This window comes from Falsirhodobacter halotolerans (assembly GCF_022899245.1).
Taxonomy (GTDB): Bacteria; Pseudomonadota; Alphaproteobacteria; order Rhodobacterales; family Rhodobacteraceae; genus Falsirhodobacter; species Falsirhodobacter halotolerans.
This window is the reverse complement of sequence record NZ_JALJAZ010000001.1, coordinates 1,269,214-1,289,730: the sequence shown is the minus strand read 5'-3', so window position 1 is coordinate 1,289,730 and position 20,517 is coordinate 1,269,214. Positions and strand designations below refer to the sequence as shown.

Sequence of the window (20,517 nt, the reverse complement as noted above, 5' to 3'; positions counted from 1 at the left end):
GGCGATCGCGGATGACCTATCGAATTCTGCGTAACGCTCTCACGTGTGCGGCATTCTTCTTATCCGTCACCCCCGCCGCTGCCGATCCTATCTCCGCGCTCGTGCTTTCGGTCGGGGCGGCGTGGGGGGCCTCGGTGGCTACGGCGGGCCTGGGGTTTTTCGCGGCTGCCGCGATCCAGATCGGCGTGGGCCTCGCGGTCAGCATGGTGGTCGCCAAGTTCACCCAGTCGCGTCAGCCCTCATTCGACCCTTCGGTGCGCTTCAACCCCAGCCAGCCGATCGCCTATCAGGAACGGGCCTATGGCATCACCCGCAAGGGCGGGCCGGTGGGCTTCACGATCTTCACGCGCTTTCCCGTCTATCCCGGATCACCCGTCTGGCACGACTGTCGTGCCTATGTCGTCCTGCTGGCCGCCCACGCGATCGACGGGATCGAGGCGTGGTTCGTCGATGATCGGGAGGTGACGTTGAACGCGAACGGGGCGCCGTTCGAGCAGCCCTATGACACCAACTTCGTCTATGCCACGCCGCATTTGGGGGGCTTGAACCAGCCGGTCGATCCGGTGTTCCGCGCAGGCATCGCCGCGTTCACCGATGCGCACAACTTCCCCGGTCTCGCCTACATCGCCTGCCGTGCGGCCAAGACGAAAGACGACCGGTTCAACGAACTGTATCCCAACGGGCGCCCGGTCTGGTCCCCCGCGATCCGGGGCAATAGGAACATCTACGATCCGCGTGACGGGGCGCGGAAGTTCACCCGCAACTGGGCGCTGATCTTCGCCCATGAGCTGGTGACGTATCAGGGCCTCGAGGTCGACTGGGACGAGGTCGCCTATGAGGCGGACCAATGCGACACGCTGGTCGCCACCGGCGACGGGACGCTTCTGCCGCGCTGGCGGGCGGACGGTTCGTTCACCGACGACATGCAGCACGCGTCGATCCGGGCGCAGTTCCTGCTGGCGGCGGATGCGTTCTTCTATGAGCGGGAGGACGGCAAGGTCGGCTTCACCGCGGGGCGCTGGATCGAACCGGTCCTAACGCTGGGACCGGCGGACTTCCTGACCATCCAGATCGACAGCACCCGCGACATCGACATCGCGCAGGAATACGCCACGACCTACATCGAGCCGAACCGCAAGTACGTTGACACGCCCACCGGCGCGTGGGTGGTGGGCGCGGGCGGCGGGGAGCGCAAGGACGTCTCGGCCACGCTGGTCAGCAGCTATCACCAGGCGGTGGCGCTGGCCAAGCGCACAGCGCGGATGGAGCATGCGGAATACAAGATCAGCGCCACGCTGAAGTTCGTGGGCTTTGACATCCGGACGCACCGCTTCGTGCGGCTGGAACTGCCGGAGATGGGGATCAGTTGCGCGATCGAGATACAGAAGCTGACCCTCAATGAGGACTGGATGACCTGGAGGCTGGAGGGCACCAGCACCGCCCCCGACGATTGGCTGGTGGCGCCTGGCGAATACCCTGCGCGACCCGTCTATGACCGTATCGACAGCGAGGACATCATTCTGCCAAACGGCAGTCTGCAGGTGACCTATGGCGGCTCGACCTCCGGCTCGGCGGCGCTGGTCGCCACATGGGACGTCATTGATGACAGCTATCGCCAGCGGGTGCGATACGCGCTGGACGGGACCGAAGACTGGTCGACCTTCGTGCCGCCTGCGGGGGTCACACGGCTGGAGGCCACCGGCCTGCTGGACGGGCGGCGGTATGCATTTCAGATCCGCAACGAGCGCGGCGGCAAATCGTCTGACTGGTCGCTGCCGGTCGTCGTGACAGCCCGCGCGGATGGCGATGCGCCGGCGGCCGTCCGCAGTTTCCGCGCAGAAGCCGGGTCTTCCCAAGCTTCGCTGTCGTGGATCGCGCCGAACGTCGCCAATTACCGCGCCACGCGGATCTATCGCGGGGCCACTTTGGACAGCGCGCTGCTGGTGCAAACCGTCTACGGCGCGCCGAACCAGCTGGACGGCTGGATCGATACCGGGCTGGCCCCTGGCACTTACCGCTACTGGGCCAGGTCCATCAACGGTTCGGGCGTCGAGGGCCCGGCCGCCGGGCCCGCCACAGCCACCATTCTCTGACAGGAGGCGACATGCCGACAACGATCACAGGTCCCGTCCGCCTGCCGGATGGGACGATACCCGCGCATGGGCGGCTCATCTTTCAGCGCCGTATGCCGGGGGTTGGGAATGGCGTCACTCTGGCCGGGCCGGTGGCAGCGGCATTGGATGGCAACGGGGCATTCAGCGTCAGCCTTCAGGGGGAGGCCAGTGGCACCCGCTATGCCGTGAAGGTCGAATACCAGAATGGCCTGACGTCGCGCCTGATCTCCGACAACCTGCCCGATGTGGTGGTGACAGGATCGGGGAGCAGCACCCTTTCAGCGGTATCGGTCGTGCCAATCCCCCAGGCGGCGAGTTGCCATGTGATCGAGCAAGGCGAAACGCTCAACGTCGGGGCGCAATATCTCGATACGAACGATCGCCCTGTGGCGATCAATGATGTTTCGATCACAAGTTGGGTGACGCGCGACGGGGCCCGGCAGAACCTGTCCGTTTCGAAGATCGATCAAGCGGCCGGCACCTTCGAGATCAGCGCCAGCGCGGCCATAACGGCCAATTTGCGCGGAACATACCAATGGAACATCCGCCTGGCCGCCGGGGCGCGGGTGGTGATCGAGGAAACAACCCTTATCGTGAACGAGGTTGCGTGATGCCCATCACCAAGGACGGTCGAATCCTGATTTTCGGGCGGGGAACGCTGCCCATCGGCGGGGCATCCCCGGGGGATGTCGCCGCGGTATCCGCCGAAGTAGCCGCACTGCGGGATGAGGCGCGGGACGGCCGCGTCTGGGGGATCTCCGGATCGGAGACGCCGTCCGGGCTGAACGTCCCTTCCTGGGCCAACCTCGTGCAGACGGTGCACAATGCGTCGGGGACATCGCGGGACTGGCGTCCGGTCGGGCCGCCGTCGACCGGTCTGGAAACGGCCGATCTGGTCAAGGACGGCAATCCCCAGCCCCGCTGGTGGGCGCGCGTGGCCGACACAGCCTATCGCGATCGCGCGACCCATACCGGGCAGCAGCCCATGGCGACGATCGAGGGTCTTGGTGCTGCCTTGACCGACGCGGAGGCGGCGCGCGTGGCTGGGGACAACCAGCTTCGCGCCGTGGCCCGCGACGGCGTCACGATCCCGCTCATCAATATCGGCGGCACCCCGGACGCCATCACGGCGGACATCTGGCCGTCCTTCCTCACCGCGGGGATCACGACCATCTCCGATACCGCCGAGGTGGTGTTCAACCCCAACGCCCCGAACGTCACCGGCAGCCCTACCCTGACCGCAGGCGGGGTGACGCTGACCATTCGCGACGTCAACAACAACACGGTCCCCGCGAGCTTTCTTCGACCGGGCCGTCCCTACAAGGGGCGGCGCAGCGGATCGAACCTGCGGATCGTCGCGGGGGATGCGACATCGGTCGAACTGGCGGGCTTGCGCGCGGACCGGATCGTCGGCGATGCGCAGGGCGGCACGATCACGCTGGACTCGGTGGGGGGAACGGGGGACGCGATCACGGCCTCGGTGGCCTCCTCCCTGACCGCGATCGGGATCAGCGCGGCCAATGTCCGCCGGGTCACCTGGACGCAACCGGCCACGAACACCGCCGAACGTCCCACCCTGAACATCGACGGCATGGGGGCGGTCCCGATCTTCAGCTCGGACAACGCGGTCCTTCCGGCGGGGGGCCTCAAGCGCTTGCGCATCTATGAGGCCGTCAAGGTGGCGGGCCGCTGGATCCTGATCAGCGATGTGAACGGCGCGGACCTGAAGATCCTGACGGACACCCAGACCGCACAGGGGGCGCGCGTTGCGATGACAGAGCAGCAGATCACCGCCCTGCGCGGAACGGTCTGGCCGGGAGACGGCCTGACGCTGGTGCGGGCCACCAACGGGCCGGTGCTGATGGTCACCCCCGATGGCACCACGCGCGGCCGCTTTCTGGCCGAGGACGTTGTCGGGCTGGAGGACGGAACCGGCGGGTCGGGCGGGGTCGACTTCCTGCCCCCCGACACCGGCGACATTCCGATGAACGCCTTCAACATCTGGCAAAAGGCGGAGGATGTTCTGGGCTTTCTCTCCGACGACTGGATGGGCCGCACCATCGCCTTCGAGAAGCGCGGCGGCCGCATCCTTGCGGAGACGCCCAGCCTCGCCATCGGCGTTCTGGCCTTCGGCGGCGGGGGTCTGGGGATCGAGCGGCCTCTTGTGCAGCGCCATCGCTACCATGTTCTGTCCGAAACGGGCGGTCTCGCGCCTGCCTTGATCGCGGCGGATGCGGCGGCCGTCATGGATCTCGATCTGGCCATGGACAAGGGCCGCAAGCGCCGGACCTTGCTTGCGGCCTCGGTGCCCCAAGCCTCGATCACCGAAGCCGAAGCCCTGCCCGACACGCCGAAGCGGCAGGAGTTCACGGCCAAGCTGGCCGACCTGACGGCGACGTCCGCCGCCTTCGGCAAGACGCTCTTCGTCGATCGCATCCTGCTGTCGCTGCTGGAAGGCTCGCCGAACACCCACGAGAAGACGGCCGACGCGCATTACGCGGCGGTCGGGAACGGGCTGCGCATGGAGGTGGCCGGGGCGACCGATCAGGGGGCGCTGCCGCTCCTTGTCGTCAGCCAGTCGGCGGGCACCCGCACCTCCGGGGGGGCCGAGGTGATCCTGGCCGAAGCGCGGCTGGACTGGACCCACTTCGCGCTGAACTTCGTGGTCGCCACGCCGAAGTATCCCTTTGCACTGGCCGAGGGCATGCCCGCCACCCACACGACCGCCGCGCTTCGCCAGATCAGCGAGATGGAGGCGCTGGCGGTGGCCGAGGTCCATGCGGGCAACCGCTGGTATTGCCCGGTCATGGAGGAGGTGACCAAGTCGAATGCCCGCACCCTTCAGGCGCGCTTCAACGCGCTCTCGAACCTTGCTCTGGACGCGGGCGAACACGGGTTCACGGTTCTAGTAAACGGCACCCCGGTTGCGATCACCTCGGCGGCGGTCAGTTCGGGCACCTTCGTCAACCTTACGCTGGCAACCGATCTGCCTGCCTCGGCCGAGATCGAGGTCCGTTATGCCTGGGGCGCCTCGGGGGATCGCGGCGACGGATTTGCCGCCAACCGGGGCAAGCTGCGCGACGGCTGGGGACAGGTCTCGCGCTATGACCCCGCCGTCACGCTGCGCCGCTATGCGCTGTCCGCGCGCGTTCGCTTCACCGCCGCATAAAGGAGACAGGCCATGTCCTTTCCGCTTCCCTACGCTGTCCCGGCAGCGAACCTGCTGCCCGCCTCCCTCGCCCCGCTGACCGACGAGTTCGGGGCGCTGCCGGTCCTGCACATATGGACCTTGGTCCGGCGCGAGGCGCAGGTCCAAGGCGGCCTCGTGCGCATTCCGCCCCGGCTGGGATCGGTGCCTCTGGTCCAGATTGCCGGGTCGGGCGACGCTATCCTCTGGCAGGCCGAACGGCAGGGCGAGGTGCCGGTCTTCGACAACACGCAGGCGACGGCAAAGCTGTGTGCGATCATCCCCACCCCGCGCGGCGTGTGGTCCGTGCTGGAGGTGGCCCGACAGACCGCCGCTCTGCCCTATTCCTGGGGCATGAACAGCCCAACGCCGGGGCAGCTGAACCTTCTGAGCGGCATCGTCGGGGTTGGACGGCGCAGCGTGGTCGAAGTGAACGGATCGAACAGTTCGATCACACCCTATGCCAATACCGATGCCCTGGGCACTGTGCAGGCGAAGGCGACCGTCATCGACTATAGCCGCAAGGAAGTCAGCCAGGCGATCAACGGCGGGGCCTTCGTCACCGCCACCACCACCACAGCGCCGACGCAGATGGGCCAGCTGATCGAACCCACGGATGCGACCGTGCAGATCGATCTGGGCCGGTCCCGCGCGGGCAAGGCGTTCGGCGGCACGCTCATGGATCTGATGATCCTGCAGGGCGACGTGCGCGCGATGAACGGCCTTTGGGCCAAATGGAACAGCTACCGCAGCACATGGGTGTGACATGCCGATCATTCTGAACATCGCCACCGACGATCTTTTCGCCTGGGCCGATTACCTGACGAAGGACAAATACGGCGTGGCCCCCTTCGGGATCGAGCCGGAGTTGCGCGGCCTCAAGCGCCTGCGGGCGCGGTCCACGCACTTCCGGCGCGCCTCGGCGGTGATCGCCGTCTGCATGCCGTCGCGGGCCGCCGTTTACAGCGGCATGTCGCCCGCCGACACCGGCATCTTCAGCAACGCCCCCTCGATCGAGGAAGTCTTGCGGCCCGAACACCTGTGGACCTACGAGCTGCGCCGCGCGGGCTGGACGCTTAACAGCTATGGCAAGATCCTGCACGTCGTCGGCGGGTCGGCCTACACCGCCCTGCCGTCCGAGTATTACCAGAAGCTCTACCACAACCCGCCGCCCAGCTTCACCATGACCGCCCCCGGCAAGCAGCCGGTGCAGACCTATGCGGGCGTCGAAGGCGGCGGACGCGGATGGGCGGCGGTCGACGAGCCGGGGCTCTACGACTATCAGGTCGCCCAGGCGGTGATCGACCGCATCAACGGCTATGACGGCACCGGCAACCTCTATCTGGAAGCCGGGTTCAAGGCCCCGCATGAGCCATGGGACTGGCCGCAGCGCCTTTATGACCTCGTGCCGCTGGACAGCATCATCCAGCCCGCCGACTGGCCGCTGTCGTGGGATCTGCTGCCCTTCACCACGAACGAGATGGGCACGGCCAACAGCGGCCTGCTGAACGAAGGGTTCAATGCCTGGGGGCCGAAGCCCTCGGACTGGACGGCGGCGCAGGTGACCGGCTGGAAGAACAGCGTCCGCAACTACATCGTCGGCGTGTTGTGGCTGTCCGATCAGATCGACCGCGTCCTGGACGCGTTGGAGGCAAGCCCCCACAACGCCAGCACCATGATCGTCTTCTGGGGGGATCACGGCTACCATCTGGGCGACAAGGGCCGGTTCCACAAGTTCACCCTGTGGGAGGAGGCCTGCAACGCGGCCTTCATGATCTCGCTTCCGGGGCAGACGCAGACTCAGGACTGCGACGATCCCATTTCCCTGATCGATATCGGCGCGACCATCTGCGATTACGCAGGCGTGCCGTGGCGCGAAGGGCGGCGGGGCATCTCCCTGCGCCCCTATCTCGAGCGGCGGAACGTCCCGGTCGACCGGCTGATCCCGTCCTTCTGGTATGGCTCGGTCAGCGCCTCGGTCGGCAGCAAGCGCATCTCGGCCTATCAGGACGGCAGCTACGAGTTCTTCGACGTGGCCGCGGACCCGTGGTCGGCCAACAACCTCGCCCTGCAGGGCGGCGCGGAGTTCGACGCCCTGCGCGAGAAGCTTCACGCCATGGCGATCGACTGGGGCATGCAGATCCACGAGGAAGGGGCCACGTTGCGGCCGGGGACGCCCATCGCCAGCCTTGTCGGCTATGCACCGAAGGTGGATCGGTCGCTCACCTCCAGCTTCATCGTCCTGGGCGATCTGGATGCCCGCGCGGAAAGCCCGAACTACAAGACGATGTATGGGCTGAACCGGACGGGGGATCAGGACAAGGTCTATCACCTGCCCGAGGGCGTGGGCGCGTTCCGCAACATCAACACCATCTCCAACGTCGAGATCCACGGCAATGACGGCGACAACCTGTTCAGCATCCAGCAGGTCAGCCAAGGCGCGGAGGCGACGGTGCATACCGGCGAGGGCAACAACCGTGTCATGGGGGCCAACCGCCGCATCGTGACCCATGCCGGATCGGGCAACGATTACGTCTTCGGCCGGGGCGGCGGGTATTTTGACATGGGGGGCGGCAACGACACCCTGATCGGATCGGGCGGCGCGTGGGAGGTCCATGCCGGGGCGGGCAATGACGTCATCAGCCTGTCGGGCACCGGCAACGATGTGGTGTATCTGACCGCCGGGTCGGACCTTGTGAATGTCGGCGCGGGCAATGACACCGTGCACATCCGGGGCGGCTCGCATGTGATCGACCTCGGCGACGGCGTCGATACCGTAATCGCCGGTCGGACGGGCCTGCCCCAGATCATCAGCGGATTGCGGGGCGGTGTCCTCGACCTCTCGGACTGGTCGGCCATCGCGCCGGTGCAGTTGCGACAGGTCGGAGCGGACGTGGCGGTGACGGCCGGGGCGGAGCGTATCTTGCTCAAAGGTATTACAGTGACGAGCGCTAAAAGCGCTATCACGGGGGCTCAGGTGCTGTAGACGCCGACATGCTCGGCCCATTTGTACGATTCCCTCTTGGACGTCTCGCTCCAAAGGGCAACTCGCTAGGGTTTGCAAGCAAGTTTAGCGAAGGATGGATACCTGCGGAGATACTACTTTCGACGGGGCGGGGATCGCCGATCCCCAGGAGATGACCGACGAGTGCGTCGGGGCGAAGGGAAGGAATTTTATGGCTAAGTTTGAGGACGGGCGACGATAGATCCAAGTTAGGTGGCGCGCGCCGCGTCGGGAGATTCATCAACCGCTCAAACGAATGTGCTTCCTTAGCTGATAATTCAGGGACATTCTGCCAGAGCTCTGCTGCTCTGGGATTCTTTCTCAGCATATTGCGAAATAGACCATGAAACCAAAAATATTCGTCTGCGGATATCCGTTTTTCCCAGTACGACTCTACGCGGCGCGCTAGATCGGTGATCAGTAAATTTTCTTGCTCACTAGCTATGAACCACGAAGAAAGCGGACGGTTTGGAGCAGGCGATTTGAAAGCGAAGAAGCCTGCTGACATGACTGGCACGATCCAATCATCTAGTGGCGTGTTGCAATACGACGTCGCATCAGCCCAAATGCCTCCATGTCGGTATAGCAGATCAACACGTAGGATGTCGGAGAAGGATGCAGGTGTGATCCTACGGCGGCTCAAGTCGAACCTAGACAAAATGTCTGAGTAACTCTCAACATCCGCCATACTAATAATCCGGACATCCCATTCCGGATTAGCTTTCTTCCAACGATCTACGCATCCGCGAACTATAGGCGGGGCGTTATCAATGCCTTGTAGCCAGCATATCCAAAGTATCTTCTCGATTTCTTATCTCCCGTAATCCGTCATAGTCGCGGCTGTCCAATTGCAGTATTGGGGTCTAATCTTGCTTAGCCACAGGAGGGGTGAAGTAGTCTTGGAACAATTCATAATCTTTAGCAGTGTGTTTCAAAAGAAACGACTGTGCTTCACAAGACAGATCGCAAAACTTAGGAGGAGTACTTCCGCTTTCATTAATACGATCAAACCGTATTTCACGGTTCACATGCTTTGACAGATCGAACTTAAGATGATCTAGCTGCGAAGTAGTGTACACTGCATTAAAATATCTGAGGTCGTTTCCTATAAATAGGCGTGAGCTGCAGGTGTGAATATGAATTGAATATGAAATACGGCAGTAAGCTTCATAGTTTGCAATAAATGCTTCAATATCCGGACGGACTGTAAGGGAGGGTTCTTCCTGCTTCGTCCTCTGCCTGTTGCCGGGTTTGTGTAACAGATCCTCATAGTCGATGACCCTGTTTTGATAGGCAGATAGAAAACGTTTGATAGGATCCCGGATAACCGTGAACCGCCAATAATTTCGGTAAGCTTCGAAATCCTTACGGCTCACACGGTCATTTGGAAAATATGGGTGAACACCCATTGGATCGCCCTGCCAAGGCACTCCCTCCCGGAGAAACCAAAGCGCATGTTTCACAGAACTGGTGGCTGCTTTGTGAATGCCGAAGAAGGCAATGCCATACTTATCGACTGTACCGACCATCAGTTAACCTTGCGCAAGACGAAAGTCCGTCCGTGTTGTAGCATCATCACCATTCGGCCTTTTGCAACCAGAAATTGCAACCATCGATCGGTGTGTTGAAAACACATCGCTGAAGCGCCCCTATCTTCCACTGTTGCACAAGAGATAAGCGGATGAAAACAGGGAAAACTATACCCACAACCATATGCCAGGACGTCCAAAAATTACAGGATGAACCCCCAGATGCAAAATTGGCGGAGGAGGCGGCGTGACCATGCAAGGACCATCCAGAACCGACTACTGGGCGTTCTTCCGCAACGTCGCCGCGACCATCACCGCCTTGGGCATCATCACCGGCGCGATCTGGTATTGGGTGCAGCCCCGCGTCATCGACTTCCTGCGGACCGAACTGTCCTTGCCGTCAAACCTCACAGTGGACATCGCCAAGATACAGGACGTGCAGACGCGGCAGGCCGAAACCCAGCAGCAGCAGGCACAGACCCTGACCGTCCAGCAGCAATCCCTGTCCGAGATCAGCCGCGCCACCGCCACTCTGACCTCAACACTGGAAAGCACGGTCAACCGCGTGGCGATGCTGGAGGAAAGCAGCCGCCGCGACAAGACGACGCCGCTGACCTTTGTCGAGGAAGGCAACAGCATTGACAGCGGCGCGATCGGGGCCTTTGTCCGCATCCAGTTCCGCTACATCAAGTCCCGCGACTGCGGGCGCCCGAACATCGCGGTGTATTTCACGGACGGCGCGGGGATCAGCCACGCGTTCCGCGAGGTGTCGACCGTGGCCGATGACGGGCGGGGTGGCTCTGCCCCCGTGCGTCCCGAGGTACAGACCACGCGCTTCATCGCCAAGATCCCGGAAAACGCCGGGGTCACGCCGACCACGGGCACGACGTTCGCCTTGGGCTTCATGCTGATGTCGTGGCCAGGGTGCCCGGATGTGCCGGAGGTGCGGTCGCCGCGGGTGCCGTTCCAGATCACCGGGTAGGCGCACTGTCAGCGCATAAACCGCCCCGCCACCGTGTGGGGTTTTTTCATATCAGGAGACCATCATGATCCCAGTTGGGTTCAAAGGCCGCGCGCTGGCGCTGGCCGCGATCGATATTGGCCGTATTGGACGGCGCATCGGCGTGGGCGAGGACGAGGTCCGCGCCGTTATCGAGGTCGAGACCTCGGGCGGTGGGTTCGACCGCCAGGGTCGCCCGAAGATGCTGTTCGAGCCGCATGTGTTCTGGCGCGAGCTCGGCGCCGGTCAGAAGCGCACGGCGGCGGAGGGGCAAGGGCTGGCCTATCCGAAATGGGGGACACGGCCCTATCCGGGCGACAGCTATCCCCGCTTGGCGCTGGCCATGAAGATCGACGCCCGTGCGGCACTGCGCTCGGCCTCTTGGGGGCTGGGGCAGATCATGGGGTTCAACCACAAGGCGGCGGGCTATGCCAATGCCGGCGACATGGTGGCGGCGTTCTGCGACATGGAGGCGCTGCATCTTGAGGCGATGGTCGCGTTCGTCGCATCCGAGGGTCTGGATGATGATCTGCGCCGCCATGACTGGTCCGGATTCGCGCGGGGCTACAACGGGGCAGGCTATGCACAACACGGCTATCACACCCGCCTCGCGGCCGCCTTCAAGCGCTGGCAGGCCATCCCGGACATGCTGGCCCCGGACTTCCCCAAGCTCGGCCTCGGCGCGCGCGGCCCAGCGGTGAAGACAGCGCAGCAGCGCCTGCTGGCGGCGGGGCACGATCCCCGCGGTGTCGATGGCTGGTTCGGCGCGAATACCCGCGCGGCGGCCGTCGCCTTTCAATCTGCCCATGGCCTCGTGCCGGACGGTATCATCGGGTCCAAGACCTGGGCCGTTCTCAACACGGAGATCTACGCATGAAACTCGCAACCCAACTGTCGGCCCTGCCGACAAATAAGCTGCTGACCGGATCAGCCATCGGGCCGATCGCCACCGCTGCCTGGGCGGAGGTGATGGCGACCGCGGCGCCTGCGCTGGCGGGACCGGGCATGTCCGGGCTGATAGGCTTCATCGCCGCAATCGTCGTCGGCTACTTCGTGCCGGATCGGGTGAACGAGGGGCGGTGACCCCTGCCCCTCAGACTTCGACCTTCAGCGTGTCGTCAGGCAACGGGCGCTGGAGGTCGTTCGCCTCCGCCCAGGGGGCCGTCAGCCACGTGATCCATTGCTCATGCTCCGTCAGGATCACCGGCATCGCCTTGGGGTGATACCGCGCGACTTCCCGATTGGGCACCGTTGTCAGGAAGGCGTAAAGGTCATCGACCGTTGGCCCATCCTTCAGCTTGCGTAGCGACTTCCAGCCGAACTGGCATATCCCTGCAAAGAACGCCGGCCGCTTATCTTTCAGGCTGAACCAGATCTGTTGCTGCGCCACTCCGTGGGGCTCGGCAAACCGATCGAACGGCACAAGGCAGCGATGCTCCGGACCAAGCCACTGACGCCAGTGCGGCGATCCGGTATTACGGACGTTCGTAACCCCTTTGTCGATTCCGTTGACGCTGTGATACTTTGGGGGCGACGGCATTCCCCACCGTGCCCGTCGAAGCTGCAGTCCCGAAGCCGGATCGCCATGAATGATTGGCGCCGGCTGCCCGGGAAAGATTTCGTGCACCGGTTCCAGATTGCCAACATCTGAGCGCAGGGTGACGCTTGGGAAAAGCTGCGCCAGATCGTTGGGTGACTGCCTCTGGCTATAGCGATTGCACACGTCCCACTCCTGATGCGCGTCCCTGCCGAACGGCAGATGGACAGATCGGAACGTAGGGTCAGCGGTCCGGTCCGCCAGTTCGAGCATCGGAAAAGCGGCGAGGAACTGGGCCGCCACCTGAAGGCTGCGGAAGTGATATTCTGTCCCGATCGAGGGACCATGCCGCCAAGGTGTTGACGCATACTCGGTCAGGCCAAGGTTCAAGTTGCACCACATGTCGGGATCCAGATCACGCCCGATGACCCGCATTCCGCGCGGCGGAGCAAGGACCCGAACGGTGACCGGCCAAGAGCTTTGATGCTCGCGGATATGGGCTTGGGTATGACGTGCCATGCGTGAACACTTGCAGAACTGTAGGTGATTCTGGAAGTGGCAACTTTCGCGTTTCGTTCGCATGATGTCCGGCCACGCTGGCAACATCGAAATAAGCAAAAACAAGCCTAAGCGGGGGCTTCAAAATCCGTTGCCGCAAGGCGTGTCGGTTCGAGTCCGACCGCCCGTACCACTTGAAAATGGCATGTCGATTTTCGGCATTTCTTTGGTCTCGTCGGCGAGCAGGATCTTGCGACGGGCGTTCGTTCTTCAGATGCAGAACCTTCCGGCGAAGTCAGTCGATTGACTGTTTGTTTTTATCGACAAGCTTTGAACCGGCTGTATGGCCCGATCACGCTCCCTCGTGCAAAAAACGCAGCGTGTCTCTGGATGCCGTCATGATCCGGGGACAGCGTTATGAGGACATCGCGCCACTGTTGCATCTTGGCGTTGGTCGGCAGGGATTCATAACGAAGAAGCCCGCCTTTGACGGCGGGCCACGAGAAGGTGCGACCCGCCAATCAGGCGAGCCGCGAGGGCGTTCAACCGATGAACGTCAGCACGAAATTCATTAGGAGGGCCGCGGCGAAACCGAGGGGGGCGGCGCGGAACAACAGGCGATTGAACAGCGATTCCCGCGTCGGCTCGTCGGGGGCCGATCCGAGAATAAGGCTCCCTCCCGAGGAAAACGGGGAAATCGACGTGGCTTGGGCCCCCACCACAATGGCGGCGAACAAGAGCGTCGGGCTGATCCCCATCGTATCGGCCAGGGTCGGGACAAGGGGGAACAGGGTCGGCGTCACCACGCCCAGCGTGCTGGAGAACAGCGACATGAACGCGGCCACGATCCCGATGACAACTGGCAGCAATGCGGGGGGGATGCTTGCGCCCAGCCAGCCTGCTAGGGCGGCGACCGTCCCCGCCTCGATCGCGACGGAGATGAGCATCCCCATGCCGCAGATCATGATGAGCGTTGCCCACGGGACCGACGCAATGGCCTCGCGCTCATTCCCCAGTTTCAGCATCAGGGCGATCACGGCGAAGATGCTTGCGATCAGACCGATGTCGATCTTGGAGTTCAGGAACGTGATCGTGGCATTCGCAGGAAAGGCGATGTGCAGGATCGGCCCCGCCAATACAAGCGCCATCATCGTGAGGGTCAGACCCAAGGTTGTGCGCTGCTTGGCGTCAAGGGGCGCCGGACGTTCGGCATCGATTGCCGCCGCCACGTCGCGCGATTTGCCGAACAGAAACGTCATACCGGTGATGACGACAATCGGCACGATCATGGTGGCGGCGAAGATGGCGGTCGCATTGATGAATGCCTGTGTCTCGCCGATGCCATTTTCCGTCATCAACCCGCGGAAGATGATCCCGGATTGACTGGACATGAAGTTCGCGCCCGCCAGTGCGCCATAGTTCGCGGCCATGCCGCCGAGAATCAGGTCCAGCCCGGTCCGTCGGCACAGGATCAGCGTGATCGGAGCCATGAAGGCCAGAACCGTATAATATCCGGCCCCCATCCCCGCAATGAGGGTCGAGGTCAGGAAGATGGCATAGGGCAAGACCCACGGCATGTTGCGGCAACGATAAAGCAGATGTTCGGCCAAGCGGGCCAGCGTGCCGTTGACAAGGGCGAAGCTGTAGAAAAGGCACACGGCGAAAATCACGAAGAAAATCCTGAGCGGCCACATGGCGATGACCGCGCTTGGGCTGAGGCCGAGGCCGAAGCAGCCAAGGATATACGCGAATGCGATGGCGAACAGGCCGATATTGATCCGGGTCACATATCCCAGAATCACGGCCAGAACGATGGCCGCGACGATGAACAGGCTCATGGGTCTCCTCCCTCGGGTGACTTAGAAGCGAAAAAGGTTGGTGGGGTTGGTTATCAGGACCCGGTCGCGCTCTGCCGCGTCCGGGATCAGGTTCCGCAGTCGGGCGACCTGATCGTCGTAATTCGTCTCACGCTCATGCTGGGTATGGGGCCAATCACTTCCCCAGACGAACCGGTCGATCCCCCCGCAGGCGTCGCGCAGCAGGGCGAAGCTGTGCGCGGCAACCTCCGGCGTCTGCCCGGAACGATAGGGCGCCGACAGCTTCACCCAGACCGAAGGGGTTCGCCGCAGCACACCCAGAAAGGCTTGATGACTGGGCTTTGCGATGTCGATGCCACCTTGTGGCAGGCCGAAATGGTCGATCACCACCGTGACCCCCGACATGGCGATGGCCGGCACAACCTCTGCCAGATCGTCGAAGCTGCGCTGGATCTCCACCTGCCATTGGCGCTCGGCAAGGCGGCGGAAGATGGTCTGCCAGGACGAGCTTGCAAAATCGTCGATGTTCCGCCCGACAAGGTTGAGGCGCGCCCCGACAAAGCCTCGCGCGTGAAGGCGATCCAGCTCGGCGTCCGAGACGTCCGGATCGACGACCGCTATGCCGCGAAGACGGTCGGGAAAGGCCTCAAGCGCGGTTTCAATGTGGCTGTTGTCGGTGCCGAAAAAGCTGGGTTGGATCAACACGCCATGCGACAGGCCGTTGGCGTCCTGAAGCGCAAACCAATCGGTCAAGGTCGCGTCATAGGCCGGGCTGTAGCGTCGACCCTCGACCATTGGCAGGTCCGGGCGGAAAATGTGGGCATGCGCGTCAATGCCCGTGATGCGGGTCTGGCCGGTCACGGCGTTTCCTTTCGTTGGTCTGCGTCGGCATGTGGGTGAGACGGACATTGCCGTCCCCCATGCGTCGCCGGGGGCGGTTCAGGTCAGGCGGCTCCGGTATCGGAATCGTTCGGCCGGCCCCTGCGCCACGCGCCATTCCAGCGCCGTGCCATCCGCCGCAAAAGCCGTTCGTTCGATGACCGCAACCGGATCGTCGGGCGCGATGCCAAGCCGGTTCGCCACCGACCCTGAGGCGCGCGCGAAGCTGACCTCGTCGACGGCATTCGCGATGAAAACCTGAAAGCGATCAAGATAGAGGGGATACAGGAGGGGGCCGATCTCCGCTTCCGGCAGGGTTTCAAGACCCGGGAAACGGTGGTGCGGAATCCAGATCTCTTCGGTCAGAAGCACTTGGTCGGAGTGACTGCGGACCCGGTCGATGCGGATGCAATCCTCCGCATCCAGAAGGCGCGCCACTTTTGCGGGCGCGGCAATCCTGGCGCGGGCGATAAGGCGACTTTTCGGAATGATGGGCGATCCATCGGCCGTCGTCACGGCAAAGAACCGAAACAGCGATGCGTGGAACGCGCGCTTGCTCAGGAACGTGCCGGTTCCCTGCTTGCGTTCAAGCAGACCTTCGTCGACCAGCATCTGCATCGCCTTGCGCACGGTTCCGACCGACAGCCCCGTCTCCGCCGCAAGCTGGTTCTCGGATGGAAGAACGACGTCCGGCTTCCAGTCACCGCGCGCAATCTTCGCGGCCAGAGTATCCCGCAACTGGACATAAGACGGCAGCCGCTTGTCAACGGCCACCGCGAGAGCATCGTTTCGTGTCATGATCGTCCTCCCCCGACATGGTTTTGGGAAAAAGCGATCGACAAGTCAAGGGTTCTATATAGAACCACATATATGCAGGGTGATGAGTCAGCCTCCGACGTGGAAAAATCCGTTGGGGCCGAGTTTCATCACGCGCGCCCCCTCCCCCCCATCAGCGGAAATGGACAGCATTCGATTATGGTGCCGCTTGCTGAAGCTCGAATGTTTTTATCTGCCCCCGGCAGGACACCCCATCGCCGGCATTCCCGCGCATGTGGGTATCCCTTCGGGCCAACTGGCGCGTTGTTTTCGCAGGACACCGCACGAAAAAGCAGCCATGCGCCAAACTGTGTGCCCATCACACCCGCACGGGCAAGATGGCGACTGGCGCTATTCTGTCGGATCAGGCAAATTGAGCGACTCCAGTCGATAGGCCGAGTAGTCGATGTTCTTGGACGCCGTAAAAATCATGGAGTGGTACAGAAGCAGTCCGATCATGGCTCCAAGATAAACAAGCGCCGCCACTCCGAACCCGATCTCGCGCATGTATCCGGGGTCGTTCCCGTCGCCCCGACGCGTGTTCAACGATCTCTTGTCCATAATACGACTCCGCCTGCTTGTGGTTGTGCGGAAGGAACCGAACCGAGCCCGGATAGTCAAGGCGTCCCCGCGTATACCCCAAGTTCACGGGGACCTTGCGGCACTTTGCCGGCAAGGGTCTTCGGCATTCCCCCTGCCTAAATCCGTAGGATATTGCCGGCAATGCGGCCAAGGGGAAAGCGAACAGCCGTTCACACACGGCGACGGCAGCTGGGGCGGCAAGCCCCCCGGCCATCGTCTCGTTGTCGATGCCGCGCCCCCCCCCACACATGAAAAAGCCCGCAGGCTGTGAACCTGCGGGCTGCCAACTGTAACCGTTGACCGATGGTGATGGATCAGACCGTCACGCGACGCACACGACCGACGACAGCACCGCCCAACGCCGCCAGAAGACCCAGCAGGGAAGCGATCCCCGCCGACCAGGCTGCGGTGGCCAAGGCATCTGCGGCAGCATCTGCGGCCTCGATGGCCTTCTGCTTGGCCTCTTCGATCGCTTGTTCGGCCTGCGCCTTGAGCTCTTCAGCCCGTGCCTGGGTTTCATCGAGGAACCGATTGGCATCGGCCTCGCTTATGCCGAACCGCTGCTGCATCTGCTGAAGGGCTTCCTGCCGATCCTGTTCACCCAAGATGCCGCCGTTGCCGAACACGTTGTCCACGAACTGACGCGCAGCTTGACCCGCATTGGAGGGATTGTTCACGGCCGTTTGCAGGCTCTGCTGTGCCTGATCGCCGATCGCCTGTTGCTGCTGCGGGCTGACAATTGCGTTGAAAGCCTCCTGGGTTTCCTGCTGGAAATTATCCGGGGTCACGCCGGCATCTTCCAAGGCCTGACGTACGGGTTCGGGCAGATCGTCCATCGACAGGTTCGACAGCGTATCAGGCAAGGAAAAATTGTCGGGAATCGCCGCCTGCACGGTCGAACCGATCCCGGATGCCGTGCCCGAGACAACAGAGGCAGCCCCCGAGAACAAAGCACCTGCCGTGCTGGTTGCGATCCAGATCGCCGCGATGGTGGCTGCGCCCCAAACCGTCGCGCCATGCAAGACCGCAGCACCGGTCGGCAACAGGCCTGCAAGACGTGCCGCAATGAAACCGCCAACGAACAACGCGACGATTTGCGACACGAAGGTCCAGATCCCAGTTGTGGTCAAAGCTCCATTGCCGGGATTTTGTTCGCCAACCTCGACCAGCGAGAAGCCGAGTGCGAGGCCGATGATGCCCAAAACGGCCATGGTCGCAATGGCTACGACGATGCCTGCAAAAATGGCGCCCCATGCGACCCGAGAGCCGGAATAGGCGCGCTCCAGATCAGCTGCGGGTGTGACAGCCGGACGTGTGACCATGATAGTCCCTCCTAGGTTACGTCGGCGGCAACGCGCCTATGGGCGAAAATGTTCCGGAACCCGGCAGGGTGAATTATCCACGGTTTCGGTGAAAAGCATTGGAAAAGCGTGATCGTGAGACGGGTGTAGCAGCCGTGCTGGGCATAGCCCGCCTCGTTACTTTCCAATTCCGTGATCTGCCCCACCTATACAGCAGTAGCTGGCGTAACGTTGAGGAGGATACACCATGCCAGATGATCGAACCCCGAAATCCGGGAAGCAAACCAAGATCTTGGGCCTCTTTGCCGCTGTGATTGTCGGAACGGCGTTGGCGTTTTTAATCGGTAGCGTCTGGTCCCACAGCGAGGATCTGGAAGATGCGCGCGAACAGCACCTTACGCCAGAAACGCGCGATGACGCGCAGCCGCGACCGTAGGTTCGCCCTTCCAATTCCGACCGATAAGCCCCTGACGCGCCTTGCCCCCCACCCCCGTGCGGCGTCGGCGCGCGCCCATTGGGTCCGGCTGGGATCATGGAGGCGAGAAAGCCCCGCACATGGCGGGGCTTTCCACTGTCATGTTGATTTTACGTATCAGGCAGGTTCGAACAGGTTCTTGCCATTCTGAAGATGCCGAACCGCAAGGCGGCGACCAAGTCGGCCTGAGGCGAGATGCCGCGCTGGCGGGAAAACTCGATCGCCCTCAAACACGCCGGGGAACAAGGCGCTGATTTCTTCACGTGCCGCTGGCTCAAGGGCCTGCATGGACACCGGTCCCAGATACAAAGACTCCGACAGGAGCCCGTTGGCATAGACAACCTCATGCTGGCTGAACATCATGTGGAAATATTCAACCTCGATGATCTGCGACTCCACATTGATACCAGGCAGCTGCAAAAGCTGCTTCGCGGCAACAAGAACCTCCCTGGTTGCAAAAATCCGGTCCGCCACCTTGGATCGGATGAGCACCCTGTGTTGCGGAGAGACGGAGAGATCGGCTTCGGGCAAATTCGGGCCGAATGCCCCCTTTTGAATGCGGATCGGGCGCAGGTTCGGGCGCTGTATCAAATCCAACGCAGACAGACGCGTCGACCCGATCCAGCGGATCGGCTGGAAGCCGTGATCCATGGTAAGGACCATGTCGCCGGCCTTCAAATCTTCAATCGGAACCTCACCTTGCTCTGTCATGATCATCGTGCCGCGAACAAAACAGACTGGCGTAACCTCAAGCGTACCCGTGCCGACCGAGACGTTGATCACGGCAAGGTTCGCGGTCGTCTGGATTGCGGTTGCGCTGGCCTGAAGCGTAGTCGCGACCAAGTTGAACGGCGCTTGAGCCGTGGTGCCTGCTAATGCTGCCGTTGTCTGCCTGACAGCCAACGGGATCGCCGGCGATTGGCTGTTGAAACTGGTGTTATAGGCTGCTTGATAGGCAGCTTGTCCGGCAGTGTTCACGTTCGTGATCAGGGCGCCGTTCAACTGAGAGAGTGGCGCCTGCGCACCGACAGTTGTCCCGCCGATGGAGATCGTTGCGGTTGCCCCGAGGTTGTCGGCGGAAAGCGCGCTGTCCGAAACGACATAGGCGGTCCCGTCGTCCCCCGCGATGAGGTGCCCGGAGACGGGATTGATTCCGACGTTAATCCCCTCAATTCCTGCAAGACTTACGGTGACATTCGCTGTGGAGATGGTGACCGGTCCAGCGTATGTCCCTGTGATTTCTCCGCCGGCAGTGTCGACGAACACCTGCTCCCCTGCGTCAGCCGTCGCGTCATCACTGTCGGCGCGGATTTCGCCTACCGACGAAGATGGCCCATAGAAGTCATTCAAGATGTTGTTTGAACCGACGTTTACGATGGGTACGCCGGATCCGTCCACTGTGATCACATTGGAGGGCAGCTCAGTAATGAAGGCCATTGGTACATCCTCAATAGCTATGGATTACGTCTCCAAGTTACCCGGCCAGGCGCGGGCGCTATCAATCTGAGGTTGTTTGTGCACCAAAGAATACACCTTTCAGTGGCTCTGGTGATTTTCGATTTGTTAAAAAGCACCTATCATCGAGCTAAAACATATTTTATTATTTTATAACAAAGTTTTATATTTTATTGGTGATAAAGATGCACTAGCGATATGTGGGTGCAATGCAACAAGTTAAATTATAATTAACTGAGTATTGATTTATAATTTTACAAAAAGTAAAATTTGTGTTCCCTGTGGCTTTAACTTGATTAATCTTTTGAATATATGATATATAT

The 20,517-nt window shown here is 62.1% G+C and carries 17 protein-coding genes; 8 read left to right on the top strand and 9 right to left on the bottom strand.

Features of this window, described 5'->3' with window-relative positions:
- Positions 1-134 precede the first annotated feature (134 nt).
- Genes MU449_RS06850 through MU449_RS06830 form a run of 5 tightly spaced genes read left to right on the top strand, consistent with a single transcriptional unit; the run spans position 135 to position 8,287 of the window.
- Positions 135-2,093, top strand: a complete 1,959-nt coding sequence (locus tag MU449_RS06850; protein WP_244737275.1) for a phage tail protein — start codon at positions 135-137, stop codon at positions 2,091-2,093.
- Between the two features lie 11 nt (positions 2,094-2,104).
- Positions 2,105-2,725 (top strand): hypothetical protein, encoded by a 621-nt coding sequence (locus MU449_RS06845; RefSeq protein WP_244737274.1) that lies wholly within the window; start codon positions 2,105-2,107, stop codon positions 2,723-2,725.
- The gene (locus tag MU449_RS06840; RefSeq protein ID WP_244737273.1) at positions 2,725-5,283 is read left to right on the top strand and encodes a SwmB domain-containing protein; all 2,559 of its coding nucleotides are present in this window, start codon (positions 2,725-2,727) and stop codon (positions 5,281-5,283) included. The genes MU449_RS06845 and MU449_RS06840 overlap by 1 nt, the downstream gene beginning before the upstream one ends.
- Before the next feature lie 12 nt (positions 5,284-5,295).
- Complete coding sequence (locus MU449_RS06835; protein ID WP_244737272.1) at positions 5,296-6,066, top strand: hypothetical protein; 771 nt, start codon at positions 5,296-5,298, stop codon at positions 6,064-6,066.
- A 1-nt stretch (position 6,067) separates the two neighbouring features.
- Positions 6,068-8,287 carry a sulfatase-like hydrolase/transferase gene (locus MU449_RS06830; protein ID WP_244737271.1) on the top strand — a complete coding sequence of 740 codons (2,220 nt, stop codon included), beginning with the start codon at positions 6,068-6,070 and terminating at the stop codon, positions 8,285-8,287.
- Here MU449_RS06830 and MU449_RS15925 read toward each other — a convergent pair.
- A complete protein-coding gene (locus MU449_RS15925) occupies positions 8,265-9,104 on the bottom strand; it encodes a capsular polysaccharide synthesis protein (RefSeq protein ID WP_425310586.1) in 840 nt (279 codons plus the stop codon). The two genes, MU449_RS06830 and MU449_RS15925, sit on opposite strands and share 23 nt — an antisense overlap.
- 64 nt (positions 9,105-9,168) lie before the next feature.
- Positions 9,169-9,834 (bottom strand): sulfotransferase family 2 domain-containing protein, encoded by a 666-nt coding sequence (locus MU449_RS06825; protein WP_244737270.1) that lies wholly within the window; start codon positions 9,832-9,834, stop codon positions 9,169-9,171.
- A 247-nt stretch (positions 9,835-10,081) separates the two neighbouring features.
- On the opposite strand from MU449_RS06825, the gene MU449_RS06820 reads away from it, so the two are divergent.
- The 3 genes from MU449_RS06820 (at position 10,082) to MU449_RS06810 (ending at position 11,917) form a co-directional block, all read left to right on the top strand.
- The gene (locus MU449_RS06820) at positions 10,082-10,816 is read left to right on the top strand and encodes a hypothetical protein (protein WP_244737268.1); all 735 of its coding nucleotides are present in this window, start codon (positions 10,082-10,084) and stop codon (positions 10,814-10,816) included.
- A 64-nt stretch (positions 10,817-10,880) separates the two neighbouring features.
- Positions 10,881-11,711: an N-acetylmuramidase domain-containing protein gene (locus MU449_RS06815; protein WP_244737267.1), complete on the top strand. Its 831-nt coding sequence runs from the start codon at positions 10,881-10,883 to the stop codon at positions 11,709-11,711.
- Positions 11,708-11,917, top strand: a complete 210-nt coding sequence (locus MU449_RS06810) for a hypothetical protein (protein ID WP_244737266.1) — start codon at positions 11,708-11,710, stop codon at positions 11,915-11,917. Before MU449_RS06815 ends, MU449_RS06810 begins: the two co-directional genes overlap by 4 nt.
- A 10-nt stretch (positions 11,918-11,927) precedes the next feature.
- On the opposite strand, the gene MU449_RS06805 is transcribed toward MU449_RS06810, so the two are convergent.
- From MU449_RS06805 to MU449_RS06775, 7 genes are all read right to left on the bottom strand, one after another.
- Positions 11,928-12,890: an SOS response-associated peptidase gene (locus tag MU449_RS06805; protein ID WP_244737265.1), complete on the bottom strand. Its 963-nt coding sequence runs from the start codon at positions 12,888-12,890 to the stop codon at positions 11,928-11,930.
- A gap of 521 nt (positions 12,891-13,411) precedes the next feature.
- Positions 13,412-14,707 carry an SLC13 family permease gene (locus MU449_RS06800; protein WP_244737264.1) on the bottom strand — a complete coding sequence of 432 codons (1,296 nt, stop codon included), beginning with the start codon at positions 14,705-14,707 and terminating at the stop codon, positions 13,412-13,414.
- A 21-nt stretch (positions 14,708-14,728) separates the two neighbouring features.
- Positions 14,729-15,547, bottom strand: coding sequence for an amidohydrolase family protein (locus MU449_RS06795; RefSeq protein WP_244737263.1), 819 nt, complete (start codon positions 15,545-15,547; stop codon positions 14,729-14,731).
- Between the two features lie 78 nt (positions 15,548-15,625).
- Positions 15,626-16,363: a GntR family transcriptional regulator gene (locus MU449_RS06790; protein ID WP_244737261.1), complete on the bottom strand. Its 738-nt coding sequence runs from the start codon at positions 16,361-16,363 to the stop codon at positions 15,626-15,628.
- Between the two features lie 369 nt (positions 16,364-16,732).
- Positions 16,733-16,888, bottom strand: coding sequence for a hypothetical protein (locus MU449_RS06785; protein ID WP_244737260.1), 156 nt, complete (start codon positions 16,886-16,888; stop codon positions 16,733-16,735).
- A 389-nt stretch (positions 16,889-17,277) separates the two neighbouring features.
- Positions 17,278-18,285 carry a YrzE family protein gene (locus MU449_RS06780; RefSeq protein WP_244737258.1) on the bottom strand — a complete coding sequence of 336 codons (1,008 nt, stop codon included), beginning with the start codon at positions 18,283-18,285 and terminating at the stop codon, positions 17,278-17,280.
- Positions 18,286-18,856: 571 nt separating this feature from the next.
- On the bottom strand, positions 18,857-20,176 hold the full coding sequence (locus MU449_RS06775; RefSeq protein WP_244737257.1) for a Hint domain-containing protein: 1,320 nt from the start codon (positions 20,174-20,176) through the stop codon (positions 18,857-18,859).
- Positions 20,177-20,517: the final 341 nt, after the last annotated feature.